Here is a 25,143-nt window from a genome sequence, read left to right as displayed (position 1 = left end):
GGCCGTTGTCAGATGGCTACGGTCGAACCAGCCTCGGCGTTGCCGCTGAGGGTCGGCGTGGTGTCGTCGGTGATGGCACCGAACGCGAGTTCACCGGTTTTCACGCCTGCGTCGTCGTAGACGCTGCCGATGCTCGGTGCCTCAGGCGCCTGGGTGTCGACGGTGAATTCCCATGCATCGGACGGATTGGACTGATTGCCCGCAGGATCTTGAATTACCACGGTGATTTCGTGGTCGCCATCGCCGAGCTCGGTTTCTGGTGTGAACTTCCAGTTGCCGTCTTCGTCGACGGTGGTTTCACCGATCTTCTCGCCCTTGTCGAGAACGATGATGGTGTCGCCCGGTTCGCCGGTGCCATTGATGGTCGGAGTGGTGTCGTCGGTGACGCCGCCGTTCTCAATCGGGCCCTGGACAGCGCCCTGATCATCGATGATGCCACTGATGCCTGGACCTTGGCCGTCAATACCTGGTTGTTCAGGCGCGGTGGTATCGATCACGACATCCCAAGCCTCGGACAGGTCGGAGGGCCAGGCATTGCCAGCGATGTCGGTGGCTTGCACGGTGAAGCTGTGTTCACCTTCGATCAGCGGTGTGGCAGGTGTGAAAGACCAGTTGCCATTGGCGTCAGCACGGGTTTCACCCAACTTCTGGCCGTTGTCAAAGATGGCTACGGTCGAACCAGCCTCGGCGTTGCCGCTGAGGGTCGGCGTGTTGTCGTCGGTGATGGCACCGAACGCGAGTTCACCGGTTTTCACGCCTGCGTCGTCGTAGACGCTGCCGATGCTCGGTGCGTCAGGCGCCTGGGTGTCGACGGTGAATTCCCATGGATCGGACGGATTGGACTGATTGCCCGCAGGATCTTGAATCACCACGGTGATTTCGTGGTCGCCATCGCCGAGCTCGGTTTCTGGTGTGAACTTCCAGTTGCCGTCTTCGTCGACGGTGGTTTCACCGATCTTCTCGCCCTTGTCGAGAACGATGATGGTGTCGCCCGGTTCGCCGGTGCCATTGATGGTCGGAGTGGTGTCGTCGGTGACGCCGCCGTTCTCAATCGGGCCCTGGACAGCGCCCTGATCATCGATGATGCCACTGATGCCTGGACCTTGGCCGTCAATACCTGGTTGTTCAGGCGCGGTGGTATCGATCACGACATCCCAAGCCTCGGACAGGTCGGAGGCATTGCCAGCGATGTCGGTGGCTTGCACGGTGAAGCTGTGTTCACCTTCGATCAGCGGTGTGGCAGGTGTGAAAGACCAGTTGCCATTGGCGTCAGCACGGGTTTCACCCAACTTCTGGCCGTTGTCAAAGATGGCTACGGTCGAACCAGCCTCGGCGTTGCCGCTGAGGGTCGGCGTGGTGTCGTCGGTGATGGCACCGAACGCGAGTTCACCGGTTTTCACGCCCGCGTCGTCGTAGACGCTGCTGATGCTTGGTAGGTCAGGGGCTTCGGTGTCGACGACAATGATCCACGGTGCACTGACATCACTGCTGTTCCCGGCCTCGTTGACCGCGACGAAAGTAAGGCTGTGGTCTCCATCCGTCAGTGACGTTGGTGGTGTGAAACTCCAATGGCCGTTTTCGTCAGTGGGTACGCTTCCGATCTCTTCGCCATTGTCATAGATAACGACGATCGTATTGGCGTCAGCGCTTCCTTTGATCGTGGGAGTTGCGTCATCCGTGATATCGCCAGAGTTGATCTCGTACTTGATTGGGCCATGGTCGTCGTAGACAGACTCGACAATCGGCATTGCAGGTGCGTCGAGTACGATGTTCAGGCTCCAGGGCGCCGAGGCTTGAGATTGGTTCTCAGTCTTGTCGGTAGCGGTCGCCGTGAAAACATAAGTGCCCTTATCTAATGGTGAGTCAGGCGTAAAGCTCCAGTTGCCGGAAGCATCGGCCCTGACTTCACCTAGCTTCTGGCCGTTGCCATAAATTGCGACTCGACTTCCAGGTTCGGCAAGGCCATTGAACGTTGGAGTAGTGTCATCAGTTCCTCCGCCGTTGCGCACAGGGCCAGTGACAGCCCCGACATTGTCGATAACCTGGATGATTTCTGGCTGGTTGGGAGCCAATGTATCGACGGTGAACGAGTACTTGGTCGATGCTAGGCCTGTGTTACCGGAAAAGTCGATAGCAACAGCATTAAAAGAATAAAAATTATCAGGAATCAGAAAGACTGGAGTAAAACTCCAGTTGCCCAACTGATCAGTATAAGTCGTGCCAATGAGTTGCTTTCCATTGTATATGGCGACCATGCAATTTTCTTCGGCTTTACCCGAAAGTGTTGGGGTATTGTCATTGGTATACCCCGCAGAGGCGATGACTTTTGTAGCTCCGGAGTGATCGTCCGTAGCATTAATTATCTCGGCTCTCTTTGGTGCAACTGTATCAATGATAAATACGAAGTTATTTGAGGTGGCGCCTGTCGCTGTATCGCGGACGAAGAAAAGTTGTCCGCTCTCATCATATGGCACGTCAGTCAAGAAAGACCAATTGCCTTGCGCATCTACTTGAACGGTTCCAATCTTTTCACCGTTTTGCAGAATATCCAGCGTCGAATTAGGCTGACCAACTCCCATAAGCAAAGGCATTTTGTCATCTGTCACACTGCCTGTGATCAAAGCGCCTTGCTTGCTACCTACCTGATCGTAGATTCCATTAATGACAGGCTGTGTGACGAAAGGAGCTGCCGCTGGCTCAGGCGATGCCATTAAATGCAAAGGTTTCACTTGTTCAACAGGGGAGCCAACCGTTGGATTCAACGACTCGCTGAGTGTGTCAAGATGCTGAAAAGTCACGGCTTGCTGAATTACCTTAAAGGAGTCAGCTTCAGCCTGATCTTGCTGCATGCCCAGCTCTACGCTGACAAAAGACACGCCACCCTGAGCCGAAGCACTGTCGGACGGGAGGTACATGCGGTATTCGCCGCCCTGAGTCAGACCGTAGATGCTCGTATTGAATTGATAGAAGTCTTTTACAACAATAGAGGAGGGCGCCTGACTCGATCTGAAGTTGAGATACAAGTCATTGCCGACATGCACGCCGGAAACGGTTTCGTTGAAATTGGTATCGTTCTGTTCAGTGAAGATATAACGAGCGCCATCCATTGCTTGAACGGTAAAGACGTTATTTTCTTGGCCATTCAATGGAGTGAAGTAAAGGGTATTCTGATCATCTAAATAAGCGAAGTTCATCAGCGAATCTCATAGTTAAATTAACAGGGTATAAACCAGTTTTTTGTATCAATCGCCAATACACGGATGCGTTTGATTTGCCTCGACAAAAGCGCCCGTAAAGGGCGCTCTTGGTTAGCGTTAGACGATTTGCACCGTAACGCCCTGTTGCACTAGGATTTCCGCTTCCACGCCGGTGTGCTGGTAAACCTCGTAGGTGACCCCGGCGGCGATCACGACACCGAGGTTTTCCCAGTCGCCGATGTCCATGCCATTTGGTAACAGATCACTTAGTTGAACAACGTCGCCGGAATTACCTTTGACGGCCAGCTGTACGCTGTCGTCATTGATGAACGCACCGAGGTGACCGTTATCCAAAACATCGCCCAGCGAGACTTTCAAGGTGTTGTCACCCGAACCGGTGATGTCGATGACTTCTACCGAGCTCAGGCGACCCTGCCATGCCGACAGATCCAGTACCTGATTCGCACCGGTCAGCTTGAGAGTGTCCACGCCGGCGTTGCCTTCGATCACCTTGATCTGATCCAGCACGCTGACATCATTTATGGTGAAGATATTGTCGCGGGCTTGTCCGTAGACCTCGGAGACGTCCCCGATCAACAGCGAGTTCACGCTTGGGCCGGTGCCGGTGTTAGCGAAACCGGACAGGTTGCCGGCATAATCCACCAGCGCGGCGCTGGCACTGCTGATCGAACCCACATCCACATTCACGACACCTGCGGCGACGTCATCCTGCGTCAGGGTATGCTCGAAGCGGTGCGCACCACCGTCGGCAATGATCGTAATGCGATCTCCGACGACCACGTCGGCAGGATTGAAGCCAATCTGCAATTCGTTGTTGCTCAACAGAATTGAGGTCGGCGTACGCGGCACGATGGTGTCCAGGATGACGTCTTGTGTCATCACGTAACCAGAGTTGCCTGCCTCATCCACGACACGGGTCTGGATACTCCAGTTCGCCTTATGCGCATTCACGTCTTGAGCAGCCCAGTTGGTTCCGTCCACGATCGCGTTGAACCAGTTCAGGCCACCATCCGTGGATATCTGCAGGCTTTGACCGGCCAATAGCTTGGCACTCAATTCACCCTGCATCAGTCGACCAAAGCTACCGTTGTCGGTGATGTAGTCGTGACCATCCTGGCCGGAGTCCTTGCCCATGTAGCCGAGGCGAGCAATCTGAGTTGGACCGTTGCCCGTGTAAACGATCAGGTCGAACGGTTCCGAAGCATCACTGCTATTGCCGGCAGCGTTGACTGCGACAGCGGTAAAGCTATATTCGCCGTCAACCAGTGCTGTTTCTGGCGTGAAGGTCCACTTGCCTTGATCGTCGGCTTGAACACGGCCGATCTCGACACCACGGTCATAAATGACCACGGTGGCACCCGATTCACTGCTGCCCGAAATTTCTGGACGTTCATCGTCAGTTACGTCGCCGGAATTCAATGCACCGGTCAGTTGACCCACATCGTCATTCACGACTTCAATAACAGGCTGCTGAACACGCCCGTCGTTGACTACGATCGCCCAGGCATCCGACGATGCTGAGACATTACCAGCCACATCGATGGCGTTTACGGTGAAGCTGTGCTCACCTGCGATCAGCGGTGTGACGGGGGTGAAAGACCAGTTGCCATTGGCGTCAGCACGGGTTTCACCCAGCTTTTGGCCGTTGTCGAAGATCAGCACATTCGAACCGGCTTCGGCTTTGCCATTGAGCGTCGGTTGCTGGTCGTCGGTGATATCTCCGGACTCCAGCTCACCGGTCTTTTCACCGACGTCGTCGTATACGCTGACGATGCTCGGTGCCTCAGGCGCCTGGGTGTCGACGGTGAACTCCCATGGATCGGACGGATTGGACTGATTGCCCGCAGGATCTTGAATTACCACGGTGATTTCGTGGTCGCCATCGCCGAGCTCGGTTTCTGGTGTGAACTTCCAGTTGCCGTCTTCGTCGACGGTGGTTTCACCGATCTTCTCGCCCTTGTCGAGAACGATGATGGTGTCGCCCGGTTCGCCGGTGCCATTGATGGTCGGAGTGGTGTCGTCGGTGACGCCGCCGTTCTCAATCGGGCCCTGGACAGCGCCCTGATCATCGATGATGCCACTGATGCCTGGACCTTGGCCGTCAATACCTGGTTGCTCAGGCGCGGTGGTATCGATCACGACATCCCAAGCCTCGGACAGGTCGGAGGCATTGCCAGCGATGTCGGTGGCTTGCACGGTGAAGCTGTGCTCACCTTCGATCAGCGGTGTGGCAGGTGTGAAAGACCAGTTGCCATTGGCGTCAGCACGGGTTTCACCCAACTTCTGGCCGTTGTCAAAGATGGCTACGGTCGAACCAGCCTCGGCGTTGCCGCTGAGGGTCGGCGTGGTGTCGTCGGTGATGGCACCGAACGCGAGTTCACCGGTTTTCACGCCCGCGTCGTCGTAGACGCTGCTGATGCTCGGTGCGTCAGGCGCCTGGGTGTCGACGGTGAATTCCCATGGATCGGACGGATTGGACTGATTGCCCGCAGGATCTTGAATTACCACGGTTATTTCGTGGTCGCCATCGCCGAGCTCGGTTTCTGGTGTGAACTTCCAGTTGCCGTCTTCGTCGACGGTGGTTTCACCGATCTTCTCGCCCTTGTCGAGAACGATGATGGTGTCGCCCGGTTCGCCGGTGCCATTGATGGTCGGAGTGGTGTCGTCGGTGACGCCGCCGTTCTCAATCGGGCCCTGGACAGCGCCCTGATCATCGATGATGCCACTGATGCCTGGACCTTGGCCGTCAATACCTGGTTGCTCAGGCGCGGTGGTATCGATCACGACATCCCAAGCCTCGGACAGGTCGGAGGCAGGCACCAGCGATGTCGGTGGCTTGCACGGTGAAGCTGTGTTCACCTTCGATCAGCGATGTGGCAGGTGTGAAAGACCAGTTGCCATTGGCGTCAGCACGGGTTTCACCCAACTTCTGGCCGTTGTCAAAGATGGCTACGGTCGAACCAGCCTCGGCGTTGCCGCTGAGGGTCGGCGTGGTGTCGTCGGTGATGGCACCGAACGCGAGTTCACCGGTTTTCACGCCTGCGTCGTCGTAGACGCTGCCGATGCTCGGTGCCTCAGGCGCCTGGGTGTCGACGGTGAATTCCCATGGATCGGACGGATTGGACTGATTGCCCGCAGGATCTTGAATTACCACGGTGATTTCGTGGTCGCCATCGCCGAGCTCGGTTTCTGGTGTGAACTTCCAGTTGCCGTCTTCGTCGACGGTGGTTTCACCGATCTTCTCGCCCTTGTCGAGAACGATGATGGTGTCGCCCGGTTCGCCGGTGCCATTGATGGTCGGAGTGGTGTCGTCGGTGACGCCGGTTCTCAATCGGGCCCTGGACAGCGCCCTGATCATCGATGATGCCACTGATGCCTGACCTTGGCCGTCAATACCTGGTTGTTCAGGCGCGGTGGTATCGATCACGACATCCCAAGCCTCGGACAGGTCGGAGGCATTGCCAGCGATGTCGGTGGCTTGCACGGTGAAGCTGTGTTCACCTTCGATCAGCGGTGTGGCAGGTGTGAAAGACCAGTTGCCATTGGCGTCAGCACGGGTTTCACCCAACTTCTGGCCGTTGTCAAAGATGGCTACGGTCGAACCAGCCTCGGCGTTGCCGCTGAGGGTCGGGCGTGGTGTCGTCGGTGATGGCACCGAACGCGAGTTCACCGGTTTTCACGCCTGCGTCGTCGTAGACGCTGCCGATGCTCGGTGCGTCAGGCGCCTGGGTGTCGACGGTGAATTCCCATGGATCGGACGGATTGGACTGATTGCCCGCAGGATCTTGAATCACCACGGTGATTTCGTGGTCGCCATCGCCGAGCTCGGTTTCTGGTGTGAACTTCCAGTTGCCGTCTTCGTCGACGGTGGTTTCACCGATCTTCTCGCCCTTGTCGAGAACGATGATGGTGTCGCCCGGTTCGCCGGTGCCATTGATGGTCGGAGTGGTGTCGTCGGTGACGCCGCCGTTCTCAATCGGGCCCTGGACAGCGCCCTGATCATCGATGATGCCACTGATGCCTGGACCTTGGCCGTCAATACCTGGTTGTTCAGGCGCGGTGGTATCGATCACGACATCCCAAGCCTCGGACAGGTCGGAGGCATTGCCAGCGATGTCGGTGGCTTGCACGGTGAAGCTGTGTTCACCTTCGATCAGCGGTGTGGCAGGTGTGAAAGACCAGTTGCCATTGGCGTCAGCACGGGTTTCACCCAACTTCTGGCCGTTGTCAAAGATGGCTACGGTCGAACCAGCCTCGGCGTTGCCGCTGAGGGTAGGCGTGGTGTCGTCGGTGATGGCACCGAACGCGAGTTCACCGGTTTTCACGCCCGCGTCGTCGTAGACGCTGCTGATGCTCGGTGCGTCAGGCGCCTGGGTGTCGACGGTGAATTCCCATGGATCGGACGGATTGGACTGATTGCCCGCAGGATCTTGAATTACCACGGTGATTTCGTGGTCGCCATCGCCGAGCTCGGTTTCTGGTGTGAACTTCCAGTTGCCGTCTTCGTCGACGGTGGTTTCACCAATCTTCTCGCCCTTGTCGAGAACGATGATGGTGTCGCCCGGTTCGCCGGTGCCATTGATGGTCGGAGTGGTGTCGTCGGTGACGCCGCCCATTTTGATCGGGCCCTGGACGCTGCCGACATCATCGATGATGTTGGTAATAGGGCTATTAATTTCTGGAGCGGTAGTATTGATCTCAACATCCCAGGCCTGCGACAGGTCGGAGGTATTGCCAGCGATGTCAGTGGCTTGCACGGTGAAGCTGTGCTCACCTTCGATCAGCGGTGTGGCAGGTGTGAAAGACCAGTTGCCATTGGCGTCAGCACGGGTTTCACCCAACTTCTGGCCATTGTCAAAGATGGCTACGGTCGAACCAGCCTCGGCGTTGCCGCTGAGGGTCGGAGTGGTGTCGTCGGTGATGGCACCGAACGCGAGTTCACCGGTTTTCACGCCTGCGTCATCGTAGACGCTGCCGATGCTCGGTGCGTCAGGCGCCTGGGTGTCGACGGTGAATTCCCATGGATCGGACGGATTGGACTGATTGCCCGCAGGATCTTGAATTACCACGGTGATTTCGTGGTCGCCATCGCCGAGCTCGGTTTCTGGTGTGAACTTCCAGTTGCCGTCTTCGTCGACGGTGGTTTCACCGATCTTCTCGCCCTTGTCGAGAACGATGATGGTGTCGCCCGGTTCGCCGGTGCCATTGATGGTCGGAGTGGTGTCGTCGGTGACGCCGCCGTTCTCAATCGGGCCCTGGACAGCGCCCTGATCATCGATGATGCCACTGATGCCTGGACCTTGGCCGTCAATACCTGGTTGCTCAGGCGCGGTGGTATCGATCACGACATCCCAAGCCTCGGACAGGTCGGAGGCATTGCCAGCGATGTCGGTGGCTTGCACGGTGAAGCTGTGTTCACCTTCGATCAGTGATGTGGCAGGTGTGAAAGACCAGTTGCCATTGGCGTCAGCACGGGTTTCACCCAACTTCTGGCCGTTGTCAAAGATGGCTACGGTCGAACCAGCCTCGGCGTTGCCGCTGAGGGTCGGCGTGGTGTCGTCGGTGATGGCACCGAACGCGAGTTCACCGGTTTTCACGCCTGCGTCGTCGTAGACGCTGCCGATGCTCGGTGCCTCAGGCGCCTGGGTGTCGACGGTGAATTCCCATGCATCGGACGGATTGGACTGATTGCCCGCAGGATCTTGAATTACCACGGTGATTTCGTGGTCGCCATCGCCGAGCTCGGTTTCTGGTGTGAACTTCCAGTTGCCGTCTTCGTCGACGGTGGTTTCACCGATCTTCTCGCCCTTGTCGAGAACGATGATGGTGTCGCCCGGTTCGCCGGTGCCATTGATGGTCGGAGTGGTGTCGTCGGTGACGCCGCCGTTCTCAATCGGGCCCTGGACAGCGCCCTGATCATCGATGATGCCACTGATGCCTGGACCTTGGCCGTCAATACCTGGTTGTTCAGGCGCGGTGGTATCGATCACGACATCCCAAGCCTCGGACAGGTCGGAGGCATTGCCAGCGATGTCGGTGGCTTGCACGGTGAAGCTGTGTTCACCTTCGATCAGCGGTGTGGCAGGTGTGAAAGACCAGTTGCCATTGGCGTCAGCACGGGTTTCACCCAACTTCTGGCCGTTGTCAAAGATGGCTACGGTCGAACCAGCCTCGGCGTTGCCGCTGAGGGTCGGCGTGTTGTCGTCGGTGATGGCACCGAACGCGAGTTCACCGGTTTTCACGCCTGCGTCGTCGTAGACGCTGCCGATGCTCGGTGCGTCAGGCGCCTGGGTGTCGACGGTGAATTCCCATGCATCGGACGGATTGGACTGATTGCCCGCAGGATCTTGAATCACCACGGTGATTTCGTGGTCGCCATCGCCGAGCTCGGTTTCTGGTGAACTTCCAGTTGCCGTCTTCGTCGACGGTGGTTTCACCGATCTTCTCGCCCTTGTCGAGAACGATGATGGTGTCGCCCGGTTCGCCGGTGCCATTGATGGTCGGAGTGGTGTCGTCGGTGACGCCGCCGTTCTCAATCGGGCCCTGGACAGCGCCCTGATCATCGATGATGCCACTGATGCCTGGACCTTGGCCGTCAATACCTGGTTGTTCAGGCGCGGTGGTATCGATCACGACATCCCAAGCCTCGGACAGGTCGGAGGCATTGCCAGCGATGTCGGTGGCTTGCACGGTGAAGCTGTGTTCACCTTCGATCAGCGGTGTGGCAGGTGTGAAAGACCAGTTGCCATTGGCGTCAGCACGGGTTTCACCCAACTTCTGGCCGTTGTCAAAGATGGCTACGGTCGAACCAGCCTCGGCGTTGCCGCTGAGGGTAGGCGTGGTGTCGTCGGTGATGGCACCGAACGCGAGTTCACCGGTTTTCACGCCCGCGTCGTCGTAGACGCTGCTGATGCTCGGTGCGTCAGGCGCCTGGGTGTCGACGGTGAATTCCCATGGATCGGACGGATTGGACTGATTGCCCGCAGGATCTTGAATTACCACGGTGATTTCGTGGTCGCCATCGCCGAGCTCGGTTTCTGGTGTGAACTTCCAGTTGCCGTCTTCGTCGACGGTGGTTTCACCGATCTTCTCGCCCTTGTCGAGAATGATGATGGTGTCGCCCGGTTCGCCGGTGCCATTGATGGTCGGAGTGGTGTCGTCGGTGACGCCACCTTTTTCGATTGGACCCTGAATGCTGCCCTGGTCATCGATGAGGTCTGTGATAGGGTTGTTGTTATCAGCCGCGATCACCAAGTCCCATGCCTTCGACAGTTCGGAGGCATTGCCAGCGATGTCGGTGGCTTGCACGGTGAAGCTGTGCTCACCTTCGATCAGCGGTGTAGCAGGTGTGAAAGACCAGTTGCCATTGGCGTCAGCACGGGTTTCACCCAACTTCTGGCCGTTGTCAAAGATGGCTACGGTCGAACCAGCCTCGGCGTTGCCGCTGAGGGTCGGGGTGGTGTCGTCGGTCACGCCGCCAAGAGCGACTTCGCCGGTTTTCGGGTCAGCATCGTCGTAGACGCTGACGAGGGTCGGTGCGTCAGGCGCTAGAGTGTCAACGATTACTTCCCATGGCTCGGAAGGCTTGGACTCATTACCGTTTTGGTCTTTGATCACAACAGTGATTTCGTGGTCACCCTCGCTGAGCTCAGGGGGGATGAATTTCCAGTTGCCGTTTTCGTCGACGGTGGTTTCATCAATCTTCTCGCCCTTGTCGAGAACGATGATGGTGTCGCCCGGTTCGCCGGTGCCATTGATGGTCGGGGTGGTGTCGTCGGTGACGCCACCTTTTTCAATCACGCCCTGGATTGATCCTTTAGAATCAACCATCTCGCCTATCTTTGGAATTTGGCTGTTAATGCCAGGCACCGGTACTTCAGGGTTGACTGGAAGTGCGGGCACCACGGCAGGTGGGGTTGGGTCGGCAGGAGCAGTCGGTGCGGCAGGCTGCTGAGGGGCGCTATCTTTGCTACCGCCGCCTCCTTTGCCACCCAGAGCACTTGCACCCGCGCCCACACCGATGGCCCCCGCAGCCCATGGCAGAAGGGCAAAAGCTGCAGTTTTTTCGACGTTGACGACTTGCTCGCCACCAAGAACCAATCCCGAGGAGTCACCATCCTGAAGAAAGGCAATGGCTCCACGGTCGTCGTCAGCATCAGAGGATACGTAAAAGTAATAGGCACCACTTTCAGCCATACCCAACAGTTCAGAGTTGTACTGGAAGAAGTCCTCAATGATGACCGTAGGCGGATCGAGCGGTTCGCCTTCCAGGCTGACGTGCAGATCCTTGCCCACTCGGCGAACAGTAATGTTCTCGGGTGCAAATCCAGTCGCCTTGTCGGCCAAGATGTATTTGCCATCCGGGGTGGCCTTGATTTTGATCTGCGAGTCCTTGGAACCTCGGCGCAGAGGAATTTCTTGCCGTAACTCCTTGCCTTCCATTTGCAAAATCTGGATTGTTTGCGACGCCATAAAATGTCTTCCGAATTTACTCTGAGGTTCCAAGGCAAACCGCTGCTGTTGCGCAACCTTTTGGCTGTTGGCGGCTGGTTACTGGACGAATCAAAGTGTTAATGGTTGGTTTAATGATTTAGGAGGGGGGGCGAGCGTCAAGATGTGATTTGTTTTCTTGCGCAGAGTCGGCCCCCTTCCTTGGTACCCATTAAACCGGGGAAGAAATCATGGGTCTTTCTGACTGAGTCTGAATTTCAATGGCAGAGAAGGGGTCACGTACTAAAGTATTGACGGACTTGGTTTTGCGCGAAAACTCCGCTCACCACCGCAGAATTTGCGCTAGTGAACGGAGGCTGAAGGAAGAGCTTTCAAGCAGGAGTTGGAGGGGGTAACTTGGCCTCAGGATGTTTGATCGCTAGAGTGGGATGGGCCGTCAGTCATGCTAGATTCAAAGGCGAACCGGAAAAGGTCTGCGTCCCGGCTTATGCCTAGCTTGCGCATGGCGCTGGTTTTCTGAGAACTGATGGTCTGTTTGCTTCGATGCAATTGATCAGCGATTTCGTTTATCGAAAGACCCGAAACATAAAGCCTTACAACTTCGAATTCCCGTTTGGTCAGCGAGTGATTCGCCACGGGGTTCTGGCTGATTTCTGTTCTGCCTGTATCGCGGTTTTCAGAAGGGAAATAATTTGAGCCAGCGTAGACCGCATGAATGGCGGAAATAAGCTGGTTGGTATGCTGGGTTTTTGCCAGCATGGCATTGATCCCCAACTTGGCCAGTTCCTGAGTGAGCGCTGGGTTCTCCATCGTACTGAAAACCACAATTTTCAGATCTGGATAAGCTCTCTTGATATAGGAAAGCAAGCTAATACCGTCTCCATATTTGCCACCTGGCATGACGTAGTCGGTGATCAGCACATCGCATTCGTTGGCCCGTAACAAATCAACCAGTGTGCCTGAATCCGCAGCTGTCCCTACTATTTCCAACGTCGGGATCGCCCTCAATTCGTGCATCAATCCTGACAGCAGCGCAGGATGGTCATCCGCCAGCAATAGTCGAATTTTCATTGGCGTCGCTTCTTGCCTCTTTTAAAAATTGTGAAAACCACAAGGCGAAAACTCCAGTGTTTCATCCTAAGTGTAGTACTGGTACGTAATCATGGGTTTATTCGCGATGACTAGTCCTCAATAAGGTAGCTGTTCTACTTTGACTCAGGCGGCTGACCCCATAATTGACTCCTTTTACGAGGTCGCGCCGTATTTACGGCTCGTTCGCGCCACTGTGTCAAATCTTCAACTTGAAGCACTCAATCGCTTTCGTCGTTATCAGCGGTTCCTCATTTTCGGAAGTGGAGCGTTGACGACCGCGATGATCCTGCTGACGTTCATTATGGAAACGCGTGCAACTGCAGTCAGGCATCTTGAGTCCTTGCGTAGAGAGTTCATCTCAGAACATGCACTTCAGTTGAAGGAAATTGATGCGCGTGAGAATGCATTTCGCATTGTTTTAGTCGGGGCCGAGGTTATCTGGCGAGAAGGGATGCCAGTTGACCTTTCGAATGTCCACGATTTTCGTCGACAGGGCCGCCAACTGCTACTGGAGTCTTCGCAGGAATTGCGCCCACAGTGGGTGTTCGGTTCAGGGCAGCTTGAGGGCGATGAAGGTCTGGGTCGTTTCTTCAGTCTGGCAAAGCAAGTGGGCAGGGCCACGACTGTCGACAGAATGGTTAAAGGGGAAGTGTTATCCAGTTATTTCTACAGCCTGCGTCACAACGTCGCCGGCATCATCCCTGCGCCGGATGAATTCGAGCGCAGACGCATTGCGACCGACCGTGACCATTATTTAAGCCTGCTGACCAGTGATGTGGATCGACGCATATCTTTGTCGTGCGAGCGTGACTGGCATGAAGACAAACATCCCCTGTATTGGCTTCCTCCCTATACTAATCCTTATACCGGTCAGCGCGTATTGCGCATTGCCGGGCCTATGCTTGATCAAGGCTCGCCTTTTGCTGCACTCGTCATGGAATACCCTATGCCTAGCTTGTCAGCAGAAACAAGACCTAGAAGGGAAGTAGGAGGTATCTACACGATTGTGTCTTCCGATGGGCAAGTCATCAGCTCGTCATTGCCGAGCGATTACTCCTCGCTCGACATCGGCGCGCAGAATTTGGAAAAGCTCAAGTGTCAGATAAATGCACAGCGCATGGAGGTCATCAATCAAGGCACGTTGACAATGGTTGACGAATTGGGTGATACGGGCTGGTTACTAGTCTTTCGGTATACGTGGCGTGACCTGGCTTCTGTAATGGGTAGACAGATCGGACTGGAGGCACTGATGGCGTTGGGGACGCTATGCCTCGTCTGGTTCTCGCTTATCTATTTCAAGTTGCATATCTTTCGTCCTTTAATTCGGCGCTCTGAACGCGTGTTTGAGAGTGAACACCTCAGTCGGACACTCATCGGAATGGCTCCGGTTGGTCTGGGGCTTCTCGTTGCTGAAACTGGGGAGCCGTTGCTGCAAAGCCCTTCAATGATCCATATGCAGGAGCGGGTTCGGGGAGGAGAACTGGCTCTGCAGGGTGAATTGATCCGTTGCTACCGTCATCGCCTGCAAATAAAGGCGCACGGCGACTCGGAACCCGTCTCTGAAGAACTTACCTTTGAAACGGCCAGTGGAGCATCGGTTAGCCTGTCGGCCAGCATGGTGCCTGCTCGCTATCGGGGGCGTGATGTGCTGATGGTCGCGTTTACGGATACGACCATCAAGAAGCGAGTAGAGCAGCGCCTGCAGGAAGCCAAAGAGGCAGCTGACGCTGCCAGTGCCGCGAAGTCGTCTTTCTTGGCAGCCATGAGTCACGAGATCCGTACGCCGCTTAACGCCATCCTTGGCAATCTGGAGCTGCTCGCTTACTCGGCGCTGGAGGAGCAGCGTGATCGTCTGGAGACGATCCGGCGCTCGTCGGACAGCCTCCTTGCAATCGTCAGTGACGTGTTGGACTTTTCCAAAATCGAGGCGGGTGAACTTCACCTGGAGCGCATTGAGTTCGATGCACTCGAAGTTGCGACGCGTACCTTGGCCATCTTCGCACCCGTCGCCCGTAATAAAGGCCTCGCTCTTGTAGGCGAACTCGGGCAGACGGCGACTCAGCCGCTTTTGGGTGATCCGACCCGTTTGGGACAGGTGCTCAATAACCTGTTGTCCAATGCACTGAAATTCACCGAGCAGGGGCAGGTGACGCTGCGCATTGACATTGATGCCATTGGCTCAAGACTGAACATCGAGGTCGAAGACACTGGCATCGGTATGTCGCCGGCGCAAATGGAACAAGTCTTCCGTGCCTTCAGTCAGGCGGATGAAACAATCAATCGTCGTTACGGCGGCACCGGTCTGGGTCTGACGCTGTGCACGCGCCTGACCCAGGCTATGGGTGGAACCTTGTCCGTTCGCAGCGAACCAGGGCAGGGCAGTGTGTTCCTCATATCGTTGCCACTGACCGAAGAAGTCAGCCGGCCTGACTGCCCTGCTTTCGACGGTGAGCAGGTTCTGCTGCTGGCCTCAATGCCGCACTGGCAGAATTACCTGAAGCGCGTGCTGCTAAGTTGGGGGGTGCGCGTTGATGTCTATCAGCACCCGGCACAACTGAGCGAAGCGGCCCTTGCGTCTGCTGACGCACTGTTGATCTGGGGTGATCGAATGACCTGGCACCCGAACGACGAGCTCCGTCTTGTGGAGGAGTCTTCTTGGGTGATCGACTGCGGGCCTGACGGCCCCAGCGAGCCGATTGCCGAAGGGCATGTGCTGAGTGCCTCTGTGTATGGCCTGAAGGGGGTTGCGAGTGCGATGCGCCACGCGCTGCAAGGGCAATATCTGCCGGAGCGTGAGCAGATGCGATTGACCTTGCCAGGACGGCTGCGTGTGTTGGTAGCCGAGGACAATCCAGTGAACCGGCGGCTGTTCCAAGAGCAGTTGGCATTGCTGGGTTGCCAGGCGCAACTCGCCGAGGATGGCGTGCAGGCGCTGAGCTACTTGCAGCGTGAGGTGTTCGATGTACTACTAACGGATCTGTCGATGCCCGGGATGGACGGTTATGAGCTGGCACGTCAGGCAAGCGCTCACTGGCCGCAAATGCCGGTATTGGCCGCCACAGCCAACGTGACCGTGCAAGAGCATGAGGCCTGTAAGGCCGCAGGAATGGCTGGTGTTCTGACCAAGCCGCTATCGTTGGCCGCACTGGAGAGGGCATTGCGCAAAGTCTGTAACTTGCCTGTGAACGAGGTAGCCATTCCAGATCCTTCAATTGGACGGGAAGGGTGCATGTTGGACGGGCAAGAACTCCCCACCGATATGTGGAAGGTCTTCGAGCGTTTCTGCACCTCTTCAATCCTTGCTATTCGCCAAGCCTCTGATTCTGGTGATCATCCAAAAATGTTGCATGAGATACATGCACTGAAAGGGGCTCTGGGAGTTTACAGAATGGGAGATGTGGGCAAAAGGCTTGCACGAATCGAAGCCTACCTAAAGGCAGGGGAACCCATTGGGATCCTTAAGTTGGATCTGCTTCTGAAAGAGCTTGAACACCAGATAATCATTCGCAGACTGGCTCCAGTGTTGGTCAATTGAACAACAGCGCCGAGAGCATAATTGTTCACGGCTAACCACAATCGCCTACGCTCATTCAATCAAGCGCTTACGAGTTAATGATCAATGGTCATACCCGCGAAGGAAGGAGTACTGTTGCGCCTGCGTCGCAATCAGTATGTTTTGGTGAATGGCGGTGGTTTATTGATCACTGTGCTGGTGTTGTTGGCTTGTGTGTTTGAAATATCGGCCAGCGTTAGGGGCTACCTTTCTCTGGTTCAGGATGAATTTTCCAATGATGCTCGTCCCTTCAATGAAGTCGGGGTTCGCACGATCGCCACTTTGCGCAATAACGTGCAAAACATTGAGCTGGCATTAAAAGTAAAAGCTCCAGTTGATGAGGTACTGCTGAAACACTTCGAAGAAAGCGGATCAGCGTTGCAAATCAAGTCTTTGCCAGAATCCCAGCATGCGTTGGTAATAAACAACGATCCGACCATGAACCCTCAGGAGGCTTGGTCTTATCTCCACTTGGGGCAGTACATGTCATCAGTGGCCTCGGTTATCGCTGCACGTAACGAGGGGAAACTTAGCGCTTATCTTTTCAGCCCGGATAAACGTTTCGTTATGGTGACAGTAACACCCTGGCAGGGAGACATGTGGCAGCAGCAGTTGATCCAAGAGCGAGCGCTGCTGACAACTCGCTTGACCTCAGGCATAGAGGTTCCCCCGTCCACCGCTGAGAGCAAAGTACCCGGAGCAGTTCCTATGCTGCAATGGTTGCCTGCTTATGAAAGCCCGCTGACGGGCAAGTCCGCGTTCCGGATTTCGACAACGATTCATGACTCCGACGGGCAAGATTTTGGAACGCTAGTATTCGAGCTTCCAGCGAAGTCACTGGCTGCAGCGCTACCGAAATCCAGCTTTGAGGGGGAATGCATTATCCTGGACGGCAGCGGGAGCATGATAATGCCCTGCCATGATGCTCCTCCTCAGCACTTGCTCAATTTGGCGGGGGCAATGGTCAAAGAGGGGCTTGGTCATCAGACTCGTTCAAGCTATCGAGACGGCTATGTAGTGTATGGCTGGGCTCTAGCACAGGGTGATTGGGTGATGGTCTATATCCTGTCATGGCGCGATATTCTTGCTGGAATCCAGCCCCAACTGGTTACGTCGGTGGTGTCGGGCGGCATCATTATCCTGATGACATGGTTTTTGTTGCTCGTGGTAAAGACGCGAGTCATTGCACCGGCCGTTGAACAATCTAGGTTGGTATTCGAGAGCGAGCAACTTAGTCGTACTTTGATCGAGACAGCACCGGTTGGTCTAGGTCTGTTGATTGCCGACAGCGGCGAGCCGCTGCTGCGAAGCCCTTCCATGATCCAAATGCAGGAACGGGTTCGGGGGGGGGGGGATGTTCTGCAGGCTGAATTGATCCGTTGCTACCGTCATCGCCTGCAAATAAAGGCGCACAGCGAGTCGGAACCCGTCTCTGAAGAGCTTACCTTTGAAACGGCCAGTGAAGGTTTAGTGAGCCTGTCGATTAGCATGGTGCCTGCTCGTTATCAAGGGAATGATGTGCTGATGGTGGCGTTTACGGATATCACTACCAAGAAATATTTGGAGCAGCATTTACAGGAAGCCAAAGAGGCAGCTGACGCTGCCAATGCCGCGAAGTCGTCTTTCTTGGCAGCCATGAGTCACGAGATCCGTACGCCGCTTAACGCCATCCTTGGCAATCTGGAGCTGCTCGCTTACTCGGCGCTGGAGGAGCAGCGTGATCGTCTGGAGACGATCCGGCGCTCGTCGGACAGCCTCCTTGCAATCGTCAGTGACGTGTTGGACTTTTCCAAAATCGAGGCGGGTGAACTGCACCTGGAGCGCATTGAGTTCGATGCACTTGAAGTTGCGACGCGTACCTTGGCCATCTTCGCACCCGTCGCCCGTAATAAAGGCCTCGCTCTTGTAGGCGAACTCGGGCAGACGGCGACTCAGCCGCTTTTGGGTGATCCGACCCGTTTGGGACAGGTGCTCAATAACCTGTTGTCCAATGCACTGAAATTCACCGAGCAGGGGCAGGTGACGCTGCGCATTGACATTGATGCCATTGGCTCAAGACTGAACATCGAGGTCGAAGACACTGGCATCGGTATGTCGCCGGCGCAAATGGAACAAGTCTTCCGTGCCTTCAGTCAGGCGGATGAAACAATCAATCGTCGTTACGGCGGCACCGGTCTGGGTCTGACGCTGTGCACGCGCCTGACCCAGGCTATGGGTGGAACCTTGTCCGTTCGCAGCGAACCAGGGCAGGGCAGTGTGTTCCTCATATCGTTGCCACTGACCGAAGAAGTCAGCCGGCCTGACTGCCCTGCTTTCGACGGTGAGCAGGTTCTGCTGCTGGCCTCAATGCCGCACTGGCAGAATTACCTGAAGCGCGTGCTGCTAAGTTGGGGGGTGCGCGTTGATGTCTATCAGCACCCGGCACAACTGAGCGAAGCGGCCCTTGCGTCTGCTGACGCACTGTTGATCTGGGGTGATCGAATGACCTGGCACCCGAACGACGAGCTCCGTCTTGTGGAGGAGTCTTCTTGGGTGATCGACTGCGGGCCTGACGGCCCCAGCGAGCCGATTGCCGAAGGGCATGTGCTGAGTGCCTCTGTGTATGGCCTGAAGGGGGTTGCGAGTGCGATGCGCCACGCGCTGCAAGGGCAATATCTGCCGGAGCGTGAGCAGATGCGATTGACCTTGCCAGGACGGCTGCGTGTGTTGGTAGCCGAGGACAATCCAGTGAACCGGCGGCTGTTCCAAGAGCAGTTGGCATTGCTGGGTTGCCAGGCGCAACTCGCCGAGGATGGCGTGCAGGCGCTGAGCTACTTGCAGCGTGAGGTGTTCGATGTACTACTAACGGATCTGTCGATGCCCGGGATGGACGGTTATGAGCTGGCACGTCAGGCAAGCGCTCACTGGCCGCAAATGCCGGTATTGGCCGCCACAGCCAACGTGACCGTGCAAGAGCATGAGGCCTGTAAGGCCGCAGGAATGGCTGGTGTTCTGACCAAGCCGCTATCGTTGGCCGCACTGGAGAGGGCATTGCGCAAAGTCTGTAACTTGCCTGTGAACGAGGTAGCCATTCAGTCAGCCCCCGCATCTCAAGATGAGTGGCTCGCAGGAAAAGCTCTACCGCCAGATGTGCGGGCCGTTTTTGAACAAGCCTGCCAGAACTCGCTGGCTATCCTTTTGCGGGCGCAGGATTCCAGCGATACGCAGCAAGCGATGCTGGAGCTGCATTCACTCAAAGGGGCGTTTCGCGTATTTGGGATGGAGGTGCTGTCAGATCATGTCGATCAAGTCGAAAGCAATGTTCTGTCAATGGGCGTGAACGAGGCTGCTGAATCCGTCACCCTGTTTCGAAAAGCCGTAGAAGCCATCGTCCTCAGGTCCTCGGGCGGAGCGGAAGCGCTTGTCGAGCGTGTCATCAAGCTTAGTTCGTCGAGCTTGAATAGAGAAGCCGAGCAGGAAATAGAGTTGCTGAGGAGGGAGTTGACGTTCGTACTTTCCGAGCTGAGGGCTTTCAAATAGAAAAGCAGATGGCAAAACGGGGAGCCTCCAAGGCTCCCCGTTCAATTAAAGCAGCAATAGCTGCAAGTTAAATGTTTCTGCGCGTCCCCTCCAATGCAGAAATATTCTCAACATCGGCTGCTTAAAGCACGGTCACATGAATGCTTTCCTCGACCAGCAACTCCGTGGAGCCAGATACGTAGGCGTGGTAGACCACGCCTTTGATTTCGGCCTGTCCTGCATCTATCCAAGTCTCGGACGCAACGTCTTTTAGCTGGATCGAGTTCGACGCGTCACCGTTGATCACGAACTGATTTTTGCCATCGGTAAGCATCATGTTTGTTTGACCCAGGCCATCGAGAGCGTTCGTGTCGAGGCTCAGAGTATTCGAGCCACCTTGGCCGAGATCAATTTTCTCAATCCCGGTAATGCGGTCTACCAGTGTGTTCAGATCCAGCGTCATGTTCTTACCATCCAGTAGTAGGGTATCAATCCCGGAACCGCCGCTGATGAAGGTGAACGATGTGTCCGAAATACCGATCACGTCATTTCCGCTACCACCATGAACAGATGAGAGTGACTGATCCGTCAGCATCAAGCCAGACATTGAACCATCATCGAGCAACATCCACAGATTGCCGGTAGTTTCCCCGACCGTAAGCGCGAAGCCCTGATGAGCTTCCCCAGCATCAACTGTTACGCCAAGTCCCAAGGTAGCGTCCAAGTCAATAATTCGGCCCTTGACAGCGGAGCCGCTGCCATCGCCCATGCCCTTGTCTGTCCATGAAACAAACATCTTTCCATCTGCAAGGAACGATACGTCTGGCATGACTTGATCGCCTTGCATTAGCTGATGGATCCGCATTTCCTGACCCACACGATTGCCAGCATCATCAAAGAATTGAGCATAAACACCAAAAGTCTCTAATCCAGGTGCCGTGTCTGCCTGCGAAGGGTAGACAACGACAAATCCTCCGCCAGGTCGACTGATAGCTATTGGGCGCTGTTGCGCTCCTGGTGTGAACGAGTTGATAAGGAACTCATTGGATACCGATAATCCATCCGGTGTAAAAATTCGACCCCAGTTGCTTTTTACAGACTGGTCGGGACCGTTAGTGTCTGCCGAGTCCCAGGTTACAATGAAGTTGCCATTTGACAACATTGCCACGGAAGGCGAGCCTTGGTGGTCATTTGTTGTTTGATTGGCAATTGTTTCTTCACCTAAAGTCTGATTTTTTGGGTCGAAAGTGCGGAAATAGATGTCGCCATCGCCGCTTTCCTTCTCATAGGAAATTACTATCATGCCATTCTTAAGTGTCGTAACCATCGCTTCGGATGGTGTATCACCATTACTTCCGTAGCCCATTTGTCCAACAAATATATCGTTGTTTACTAATTCACCGTTAGCAGTGTATTGGCGAGCAATAACCTGCCATGGTTGTCCTGATTGAGTTTGTGCCTGCCAGACAAGAACATATCCGCCGTCGTCAAGTGCGGTAATATTAACATAGCGATTCCATTGGAAGCCTGGAAGGTCGACAGTAATATCTTCGCCAATTTTAGTAGAGCCGGTGACTCGTCCATTTTCGTCATAGGTGTAACCAAAGTGCTGATAATGCACGACATCCTTGTTATTTTCCCAGTTATGCCAGCCTACAATAAATGTGCCATCTGTCAAAACAGTGACGTCCGGTCTTACTGCCGAATTCGCAAGCTTTGCGCTAACATGAAACTCTTGCCCGACGGGCATCCCACTGGCATCGAACAGTTGAGCCATAGGCTCGCTGTTAGAAGCCCATACGACTACAAAACCACCGTCAGGTAATGCCGTTGAGTTCGCGAACTGCTGGTCTCCTTGCTCAGTAGTATTCACCTGAAATTCTGAATAGAACCCAGCATCGATATCAATCGTAGCACCCTCAATACCGAAACCGTCGCCGTCGATGTTATCGCTCTGCCAAGTAACAAAGACATCGCCATTTTCCATCATTGTCGCGCCAAGCATGTGTCGCAGGTCGATATTGTCCCAGCCGGCACCCTGGTTACCTTGAGTGATTGGGTTAACCAAAAATTCGTGTCCGACTTTATGGCTGTTAGCGTCGAAGCGTTGGCCGTAAACGGCAGAGCCGTTACCATCGCCACCATCCGAACCCCAAAAGAGCATGTAACCGCCATCGTCCAGCGCCACACCTACAGGCTTGTATTGCTTACCCACCTGGTATTCGTTGACGATAAAGTCACCGCCGGCCACCACTGTAGTTTTTCCTGTGTAGGTATCAAATGTATATTGGGCCGCACGAATATCCGATCCGACAGCTTTGCTGTCGTTAGTATCCCAGAATACTACGAAGCTTCCGTCCTTCAGCGTAATGACATTCGGAAAGTTCTGCGAATTATCCAGCGTGGTGTTAAGAGTCAGGACAGGGCCGGCGGCAGATCCGTCGATCTTGCGCAATTGACCGAGCACATCATTGCCGTTTGTAGCGTCGCTCCATACGGTGATGTACCATCCTGCGTGATCGTTGTCTTCAAAGAGGGCCGTCTGTGGGCCTCCGGTACGCGCAAGCGCCCCACCACTTTTGACAATGATCTCGCTATCTACAGCACGGTTGTTGGCATCATAGGTGCGCTGCATAATCGATTGGCTGCCCTGATCGCTGTACCAGGAAATGATGTATCCTCCATCAGGCAGTCCCATTGTAGTTGCGGCTCGTTGCAGGCCAGTAACTGTCTGGTTAACCAGAAACTCGTCGGTTTCTGCGCTACCATCGGCGCTGTATCGGCGTGCAAATACACCATCGCCATCGTTGTCTAGATCTTTGCCTTGATTGGACTCCCAAACCACCAAGTAACCTCCGTCAGCCAAAGCCGTGACCTGTGGGCTGTCTTGGTTGTTGATGTTACGCTGACTAACGAGTTGCTCCAGGCCAATTTTTTGCGTGCCAGTCGGATCCAACAGTTGCATTACGACGTCATAACCACCAGCAGCGTTTTTGGTGTTCTGCTGCCATACTACAACTAGATTGCCATCGACGAGTCTAGTTACCTGAGGATTACTCTGTTCGCCTTGCGCGGTCGTATTGATTTGCCTTGACGAGTTCGTTCCTGAAAGGTCGAAACCGCCAACTTCGTCGCTGCTAATAGTTACGGTATAAGCGGGACTATGAGGCGTCGCGTTGCCAGCTGCGTCAACTTCTACGGCTGTGAAAGCGTTTTGGCCGAAGCGTAGCGCTTCTGGCACGTCAACAGACCACTTGCCATCGCTACCCACCAGTGACCGACCCACTTCGCGGGTGCCGGTGGAGTCTGTGACATACAAAATTATAGTATCGCTGGTGGTGCCAGTACCGCTCACGCTTGGAGTCTGGTCGTCGGTTCGACCGCCAGAGATGATGTTGCCGGTAACACTGCCCTCATCATCATAGACGTTGGTAATACTCAGATGTGAAACATCCGGCCCAGAGATATCAACTGTTAGGTCAAAGGGAAGAGACATTTCGCTTGGCGAACTGGTCTCATTGATGGCCTGCACTGTCAGGGAGTGCGGGCCCTCAAGCAGTTCCTGGGCAGGCGTGAAACTCCAGTTCCCTTGCGCATCTGTCACGGCCTCCCCGATCAAGATGTTATTGTCATAAATCCGGATCGTGTCACCAGCGTTGGCTTTGCCTTGCATGGTCGGCAGTGTGTCGTCAGTATAGTCACCGGTGGTCAGTACTCCGGCGATACTGCCAACATCGTCGATCACCGCGCCGATTGTTGGCGTCTGCGTGCGGTCAGCCCCCAAGACCAGTTCGAAAGTCTCGCTTTGGGTGCTGAGGTTGCCAGCCAGATCACGCGCGACGGCAGTAAAATTGTGCGCGCCATTATTAAGATCCGATGCCGGAGTTAGCGACCAATTGCCGCTGGTGTCGACGACACTTGTACCGATTAAACTGCCGTTGTCGTAGATGAAGACGGTCACACCGACCTCGGCCTTGCCAGACAGACTCGGAGTGCGATCGTCAGTCAGTGCACCGGAGTTGAGTAAGCCTTGCTGGAGGCCCACATTGTCTTCGGCATGCACGATGGTTGGCGTTGCAGGAGGGGTGGTGTCGATGGTGATCTTGTAAGCTTTCGACGCGAGACTGGTATTGCCAGAGAAGTCGATAGCCTTGGCAGTAATGGAATACTCACCATCAGGCAAGATGAAGAACGAGGAGAATTGCCAGGAGCCCGCGGCGTCAGCAAAGCTAGTGCCCAGCAGGGTTTTGCCTACGTAGATGGCAACCATGCTGAAAGCTTCGGCTTGGCCACTGATTATCGGAGTGTTGTCGCCAGTATGGCCATTTTTGTCGATGACGTGGCTGGTTGCGCGGTCATCGACAATGCTAGAGATCTCGGCGGCTCTGGGGGCGATCGAATCAATAACTAGAACAAAGGAATTGGATGTATCGCCGCCGCCTTTCACTTGTGCGGACAGCACATGACCGCCTTCATCCAATGGCTGATCTGATTCAAACGTCCAGTTCCCGCTGCCATCGACATTTACTTCGCCGATGAGCTCACTGCCGTCAAAAATTTCCAGGGTTGCGCCTGCAGGGCCAGTACCTTGCAACGTCGAAAACTTGTCGTCAGTTACGCTTCCGGAATTGAGTTTGCCCTGGCGATCACCCAACTGATCAAGCGCATTGATGATTTGCGGTGGCGTGGCGAGCGCAGGGGCAATCAGAGGTGCAGCGAAAGGCGCGGGTGCGGCTGGCATCATCGTCAGTTGAGGCAAGGCTGCCGATTGATTAGGCTCAGGTGCTGGTTCGGTGGTGTTGACATGAATGGTCGTAGCGTCAAGCTGAATCGGTGAGGAAGTAACGTCAGGGACCATCAATTGATGGAGCAGCCCCACGGTGCTGTTTTCCTGTTGCGGTTCTGGCTGTGACAGCAATACCTGCGGGCCTTGTGGCGCGTTATCTTGTGCCGAAAGGGCGCGGACGAACTGACCGTCCTGTTGAAGTATATGCAACTGACCGTTGTTGGCGAAAAAACGCTCCAGTGTCAGCGCTGGGCGGGATTGCTCCTGAGTGCGGAACGACAAGAGAAGATCTTCTCCAGAGCGCTCGGCCACGATTGTTTCCTCAATGGATTCGGTTCCAAGCTGTTGCAGCACGTACAGGTTATTCGACGTGGACATCAGCGATTGTACAGTCATGTCCTGAGCCGAACTCAAGGTATAGGTCTGCATCAAGGAGTCCTCGGTAATGACCGAGAATTGAATGGAGCTATCAACGAGATTTTTCATATGGAATATAAACTTCATTTAGTTACTGGTGAGTGCTTTTCCTGTTGCCGGGAGAAGCA

Annotated in this window: 9 protein-coding genes; 2 read left to right on the top strand and 7 right to left on the bottom strand. The window is 55.2% G+C overall.

The annotated features are described in order from the left end of the window. Positions 1-8: 8 nt before the first annotated feature. The 6 genes from HU754_RS26260 to HU754_RS26235 form a co-directional block, all read right to left on the bottom strand. Positions 9-3,194: an Ig-like domain-containing protein gene (locus HU754_RS26260; protein WP_217827590.1), complete on the bottom strand. Its 3,186-nt coding sequence runs from the start codon at positions 3,192-3,194 to the stop codon at positions 9-11. Between the two features lie 120 nt (positions 3,195-3,314). Next, on the bottom strand, positions 3,315-6,038 hold the full coding sequence (locus HU754_RS26255; RefSeq protein ID WP_217827588.1) for an Ig-like domain-containing protein: 2,724 nt from the start codon (positions 6,036-6,038) through the stop codon (positions 3,315-3,317). After that, on the bottom strand, positions 5,980-6,888 hold the full coding sequence (locus HU754_RS26250) for an Ig-like domain-containing protein (RefSeq protein ID WP_217827586.1): 909 nt from the start codon (positions 6,886-6,888) through the stop codon (positions 5,980-5,982). Before HU754_RS26250 ends, HU754_RS26255 begins: the two co-directional genes overlap by 59 nt. After that, positions 6,800-9,577: an Ig-like domain-containing protein gene (locus HU754_RS26245; protein ID WP_217827584.1), complete on the bottom strand. Its 2,778-nt coding sequence runs from the start codon at positions 9,575-9,577 to the stop codon at positions 6,800-6,802. Before HU754_RS26245 ends, HU754_RS26250 begins: the two co-directional genes overlap by 89 nt. Then, a complete protein-coding gene (locus HU754_RS26240) occupies positions 9,498-11,660 on the bottom strand; it encodes an Ig-like domain-containing protein (protein ID WP_217827583.1) in 2,163 nt (720 codons plus the stop codon). Before HU754_RS26240 ends, HU754_RS26245 begins: the two co-directional genes overlap by 80 nt. Positions 11,661-12,071: 411 nt before the next feature. Then, entirely contained in the window at positions 12,072-12,740 is a 669-nt protein-coding gene (locus HU754_RS26235; RefSeq protein ID WP_186625721.1) for a response regulator, read from the bottom strand. Between the two features lie 139 nt (positions 12,741-12,879). On the opposite strand from HU754_RS26235, the gene HU754_RS26230 reads away from it, so the two are divergent. Then, positions 12,880-16,296 carry an ATP-binding protein gene (locus HU754_RS26230; protein WP_217827581.1) on the top strand — a complete coding sequence of 1,139 codons (3,417 nt, stop codon included), beginning with the start codon at positions 12,880-12,882 and terminating at the stop codon, positions 16,294-16,296. Between the two features lie 114 nt (positions 16,297-16,410). Beyond that, positions 16,411-19,833 carry a hybrid sensor histidine kinase/response regulator gene (locus HU754_RS26225; RefSeq protein ID WP_217827579.1) on the top strand — a complete coding sequence of 1,141 codons (3,423 nt, stop codon included), beginning with the start codon at positions 16,411-16,413 and terminating at the stop codon, positions 19,831-19,833. Between the two features lie 121 nt (positions 19,834-19,954). On the opposite strand, the gene HU754_RS26220 is transcribed toward HU754_RS26225, so the two are convergent. Continuing rightward, on the bottom strand, positions 19,955-25,102 hold the full coding sequence (locus HU754_RS26220) for an Ig-like domain-containing protein (protein ID WP_186624039.1): 5,148 nt from the start codon (positions 25,100-25,102) through the stop codon (positions 19,955-19,957). Positions 25,103-25,143 lie beyond the last annotated feature (41 nt).

This window comes from Pseudomonas zeae, assembly GCF_014268485.2.
Taxonomy (GTDB): domain Bacteria; phylum Pseudomonadota; class Gammaproteobacteria; order Pseudomonadales; family Pseudomonadaceae; genus Aquipseudomonas; species Aquipseudomonas neuropathica.
Note: the sequence above shows the minus strand (reverse complement) of the source record. Positions and strands in the feature narration are given on the sequence as shown.

What these genes read in the sequence shown, in the direction of transcription:
- HU754_RS26235 (WP_186625721.1), bottom strand. Translation starts at nt 12,740, where the DNA reads ATGAAAATTCGACTATTGCTGGCGGATGACCATCCTGCGCTGCTGTCA.
- HU754_RS26260 (WP_217827590.1), bottom strand. Translation starts at nt 3,194, where the DNA reads ATGAACTTCGCTTATTTAGATGATCAGAATACCCTTTACTTCACTCCA.
- HU754_RS26220 (WP_186624039.1), bottom strand. Translation starts at nt 25,102, where the DNA reads ATGAAGTTTATATTCCATATGAAAAATCTCGTTGATAGCTCCATTCAA.
- HU754_RS26240 (WP_217827583.1), bottom strand. Translation starts at nt 11,660, where the DNA reads ATGGAAGGCAAGGAGTTACGGCAAGAAATTCCTCTGCGCCGAGGTTCC.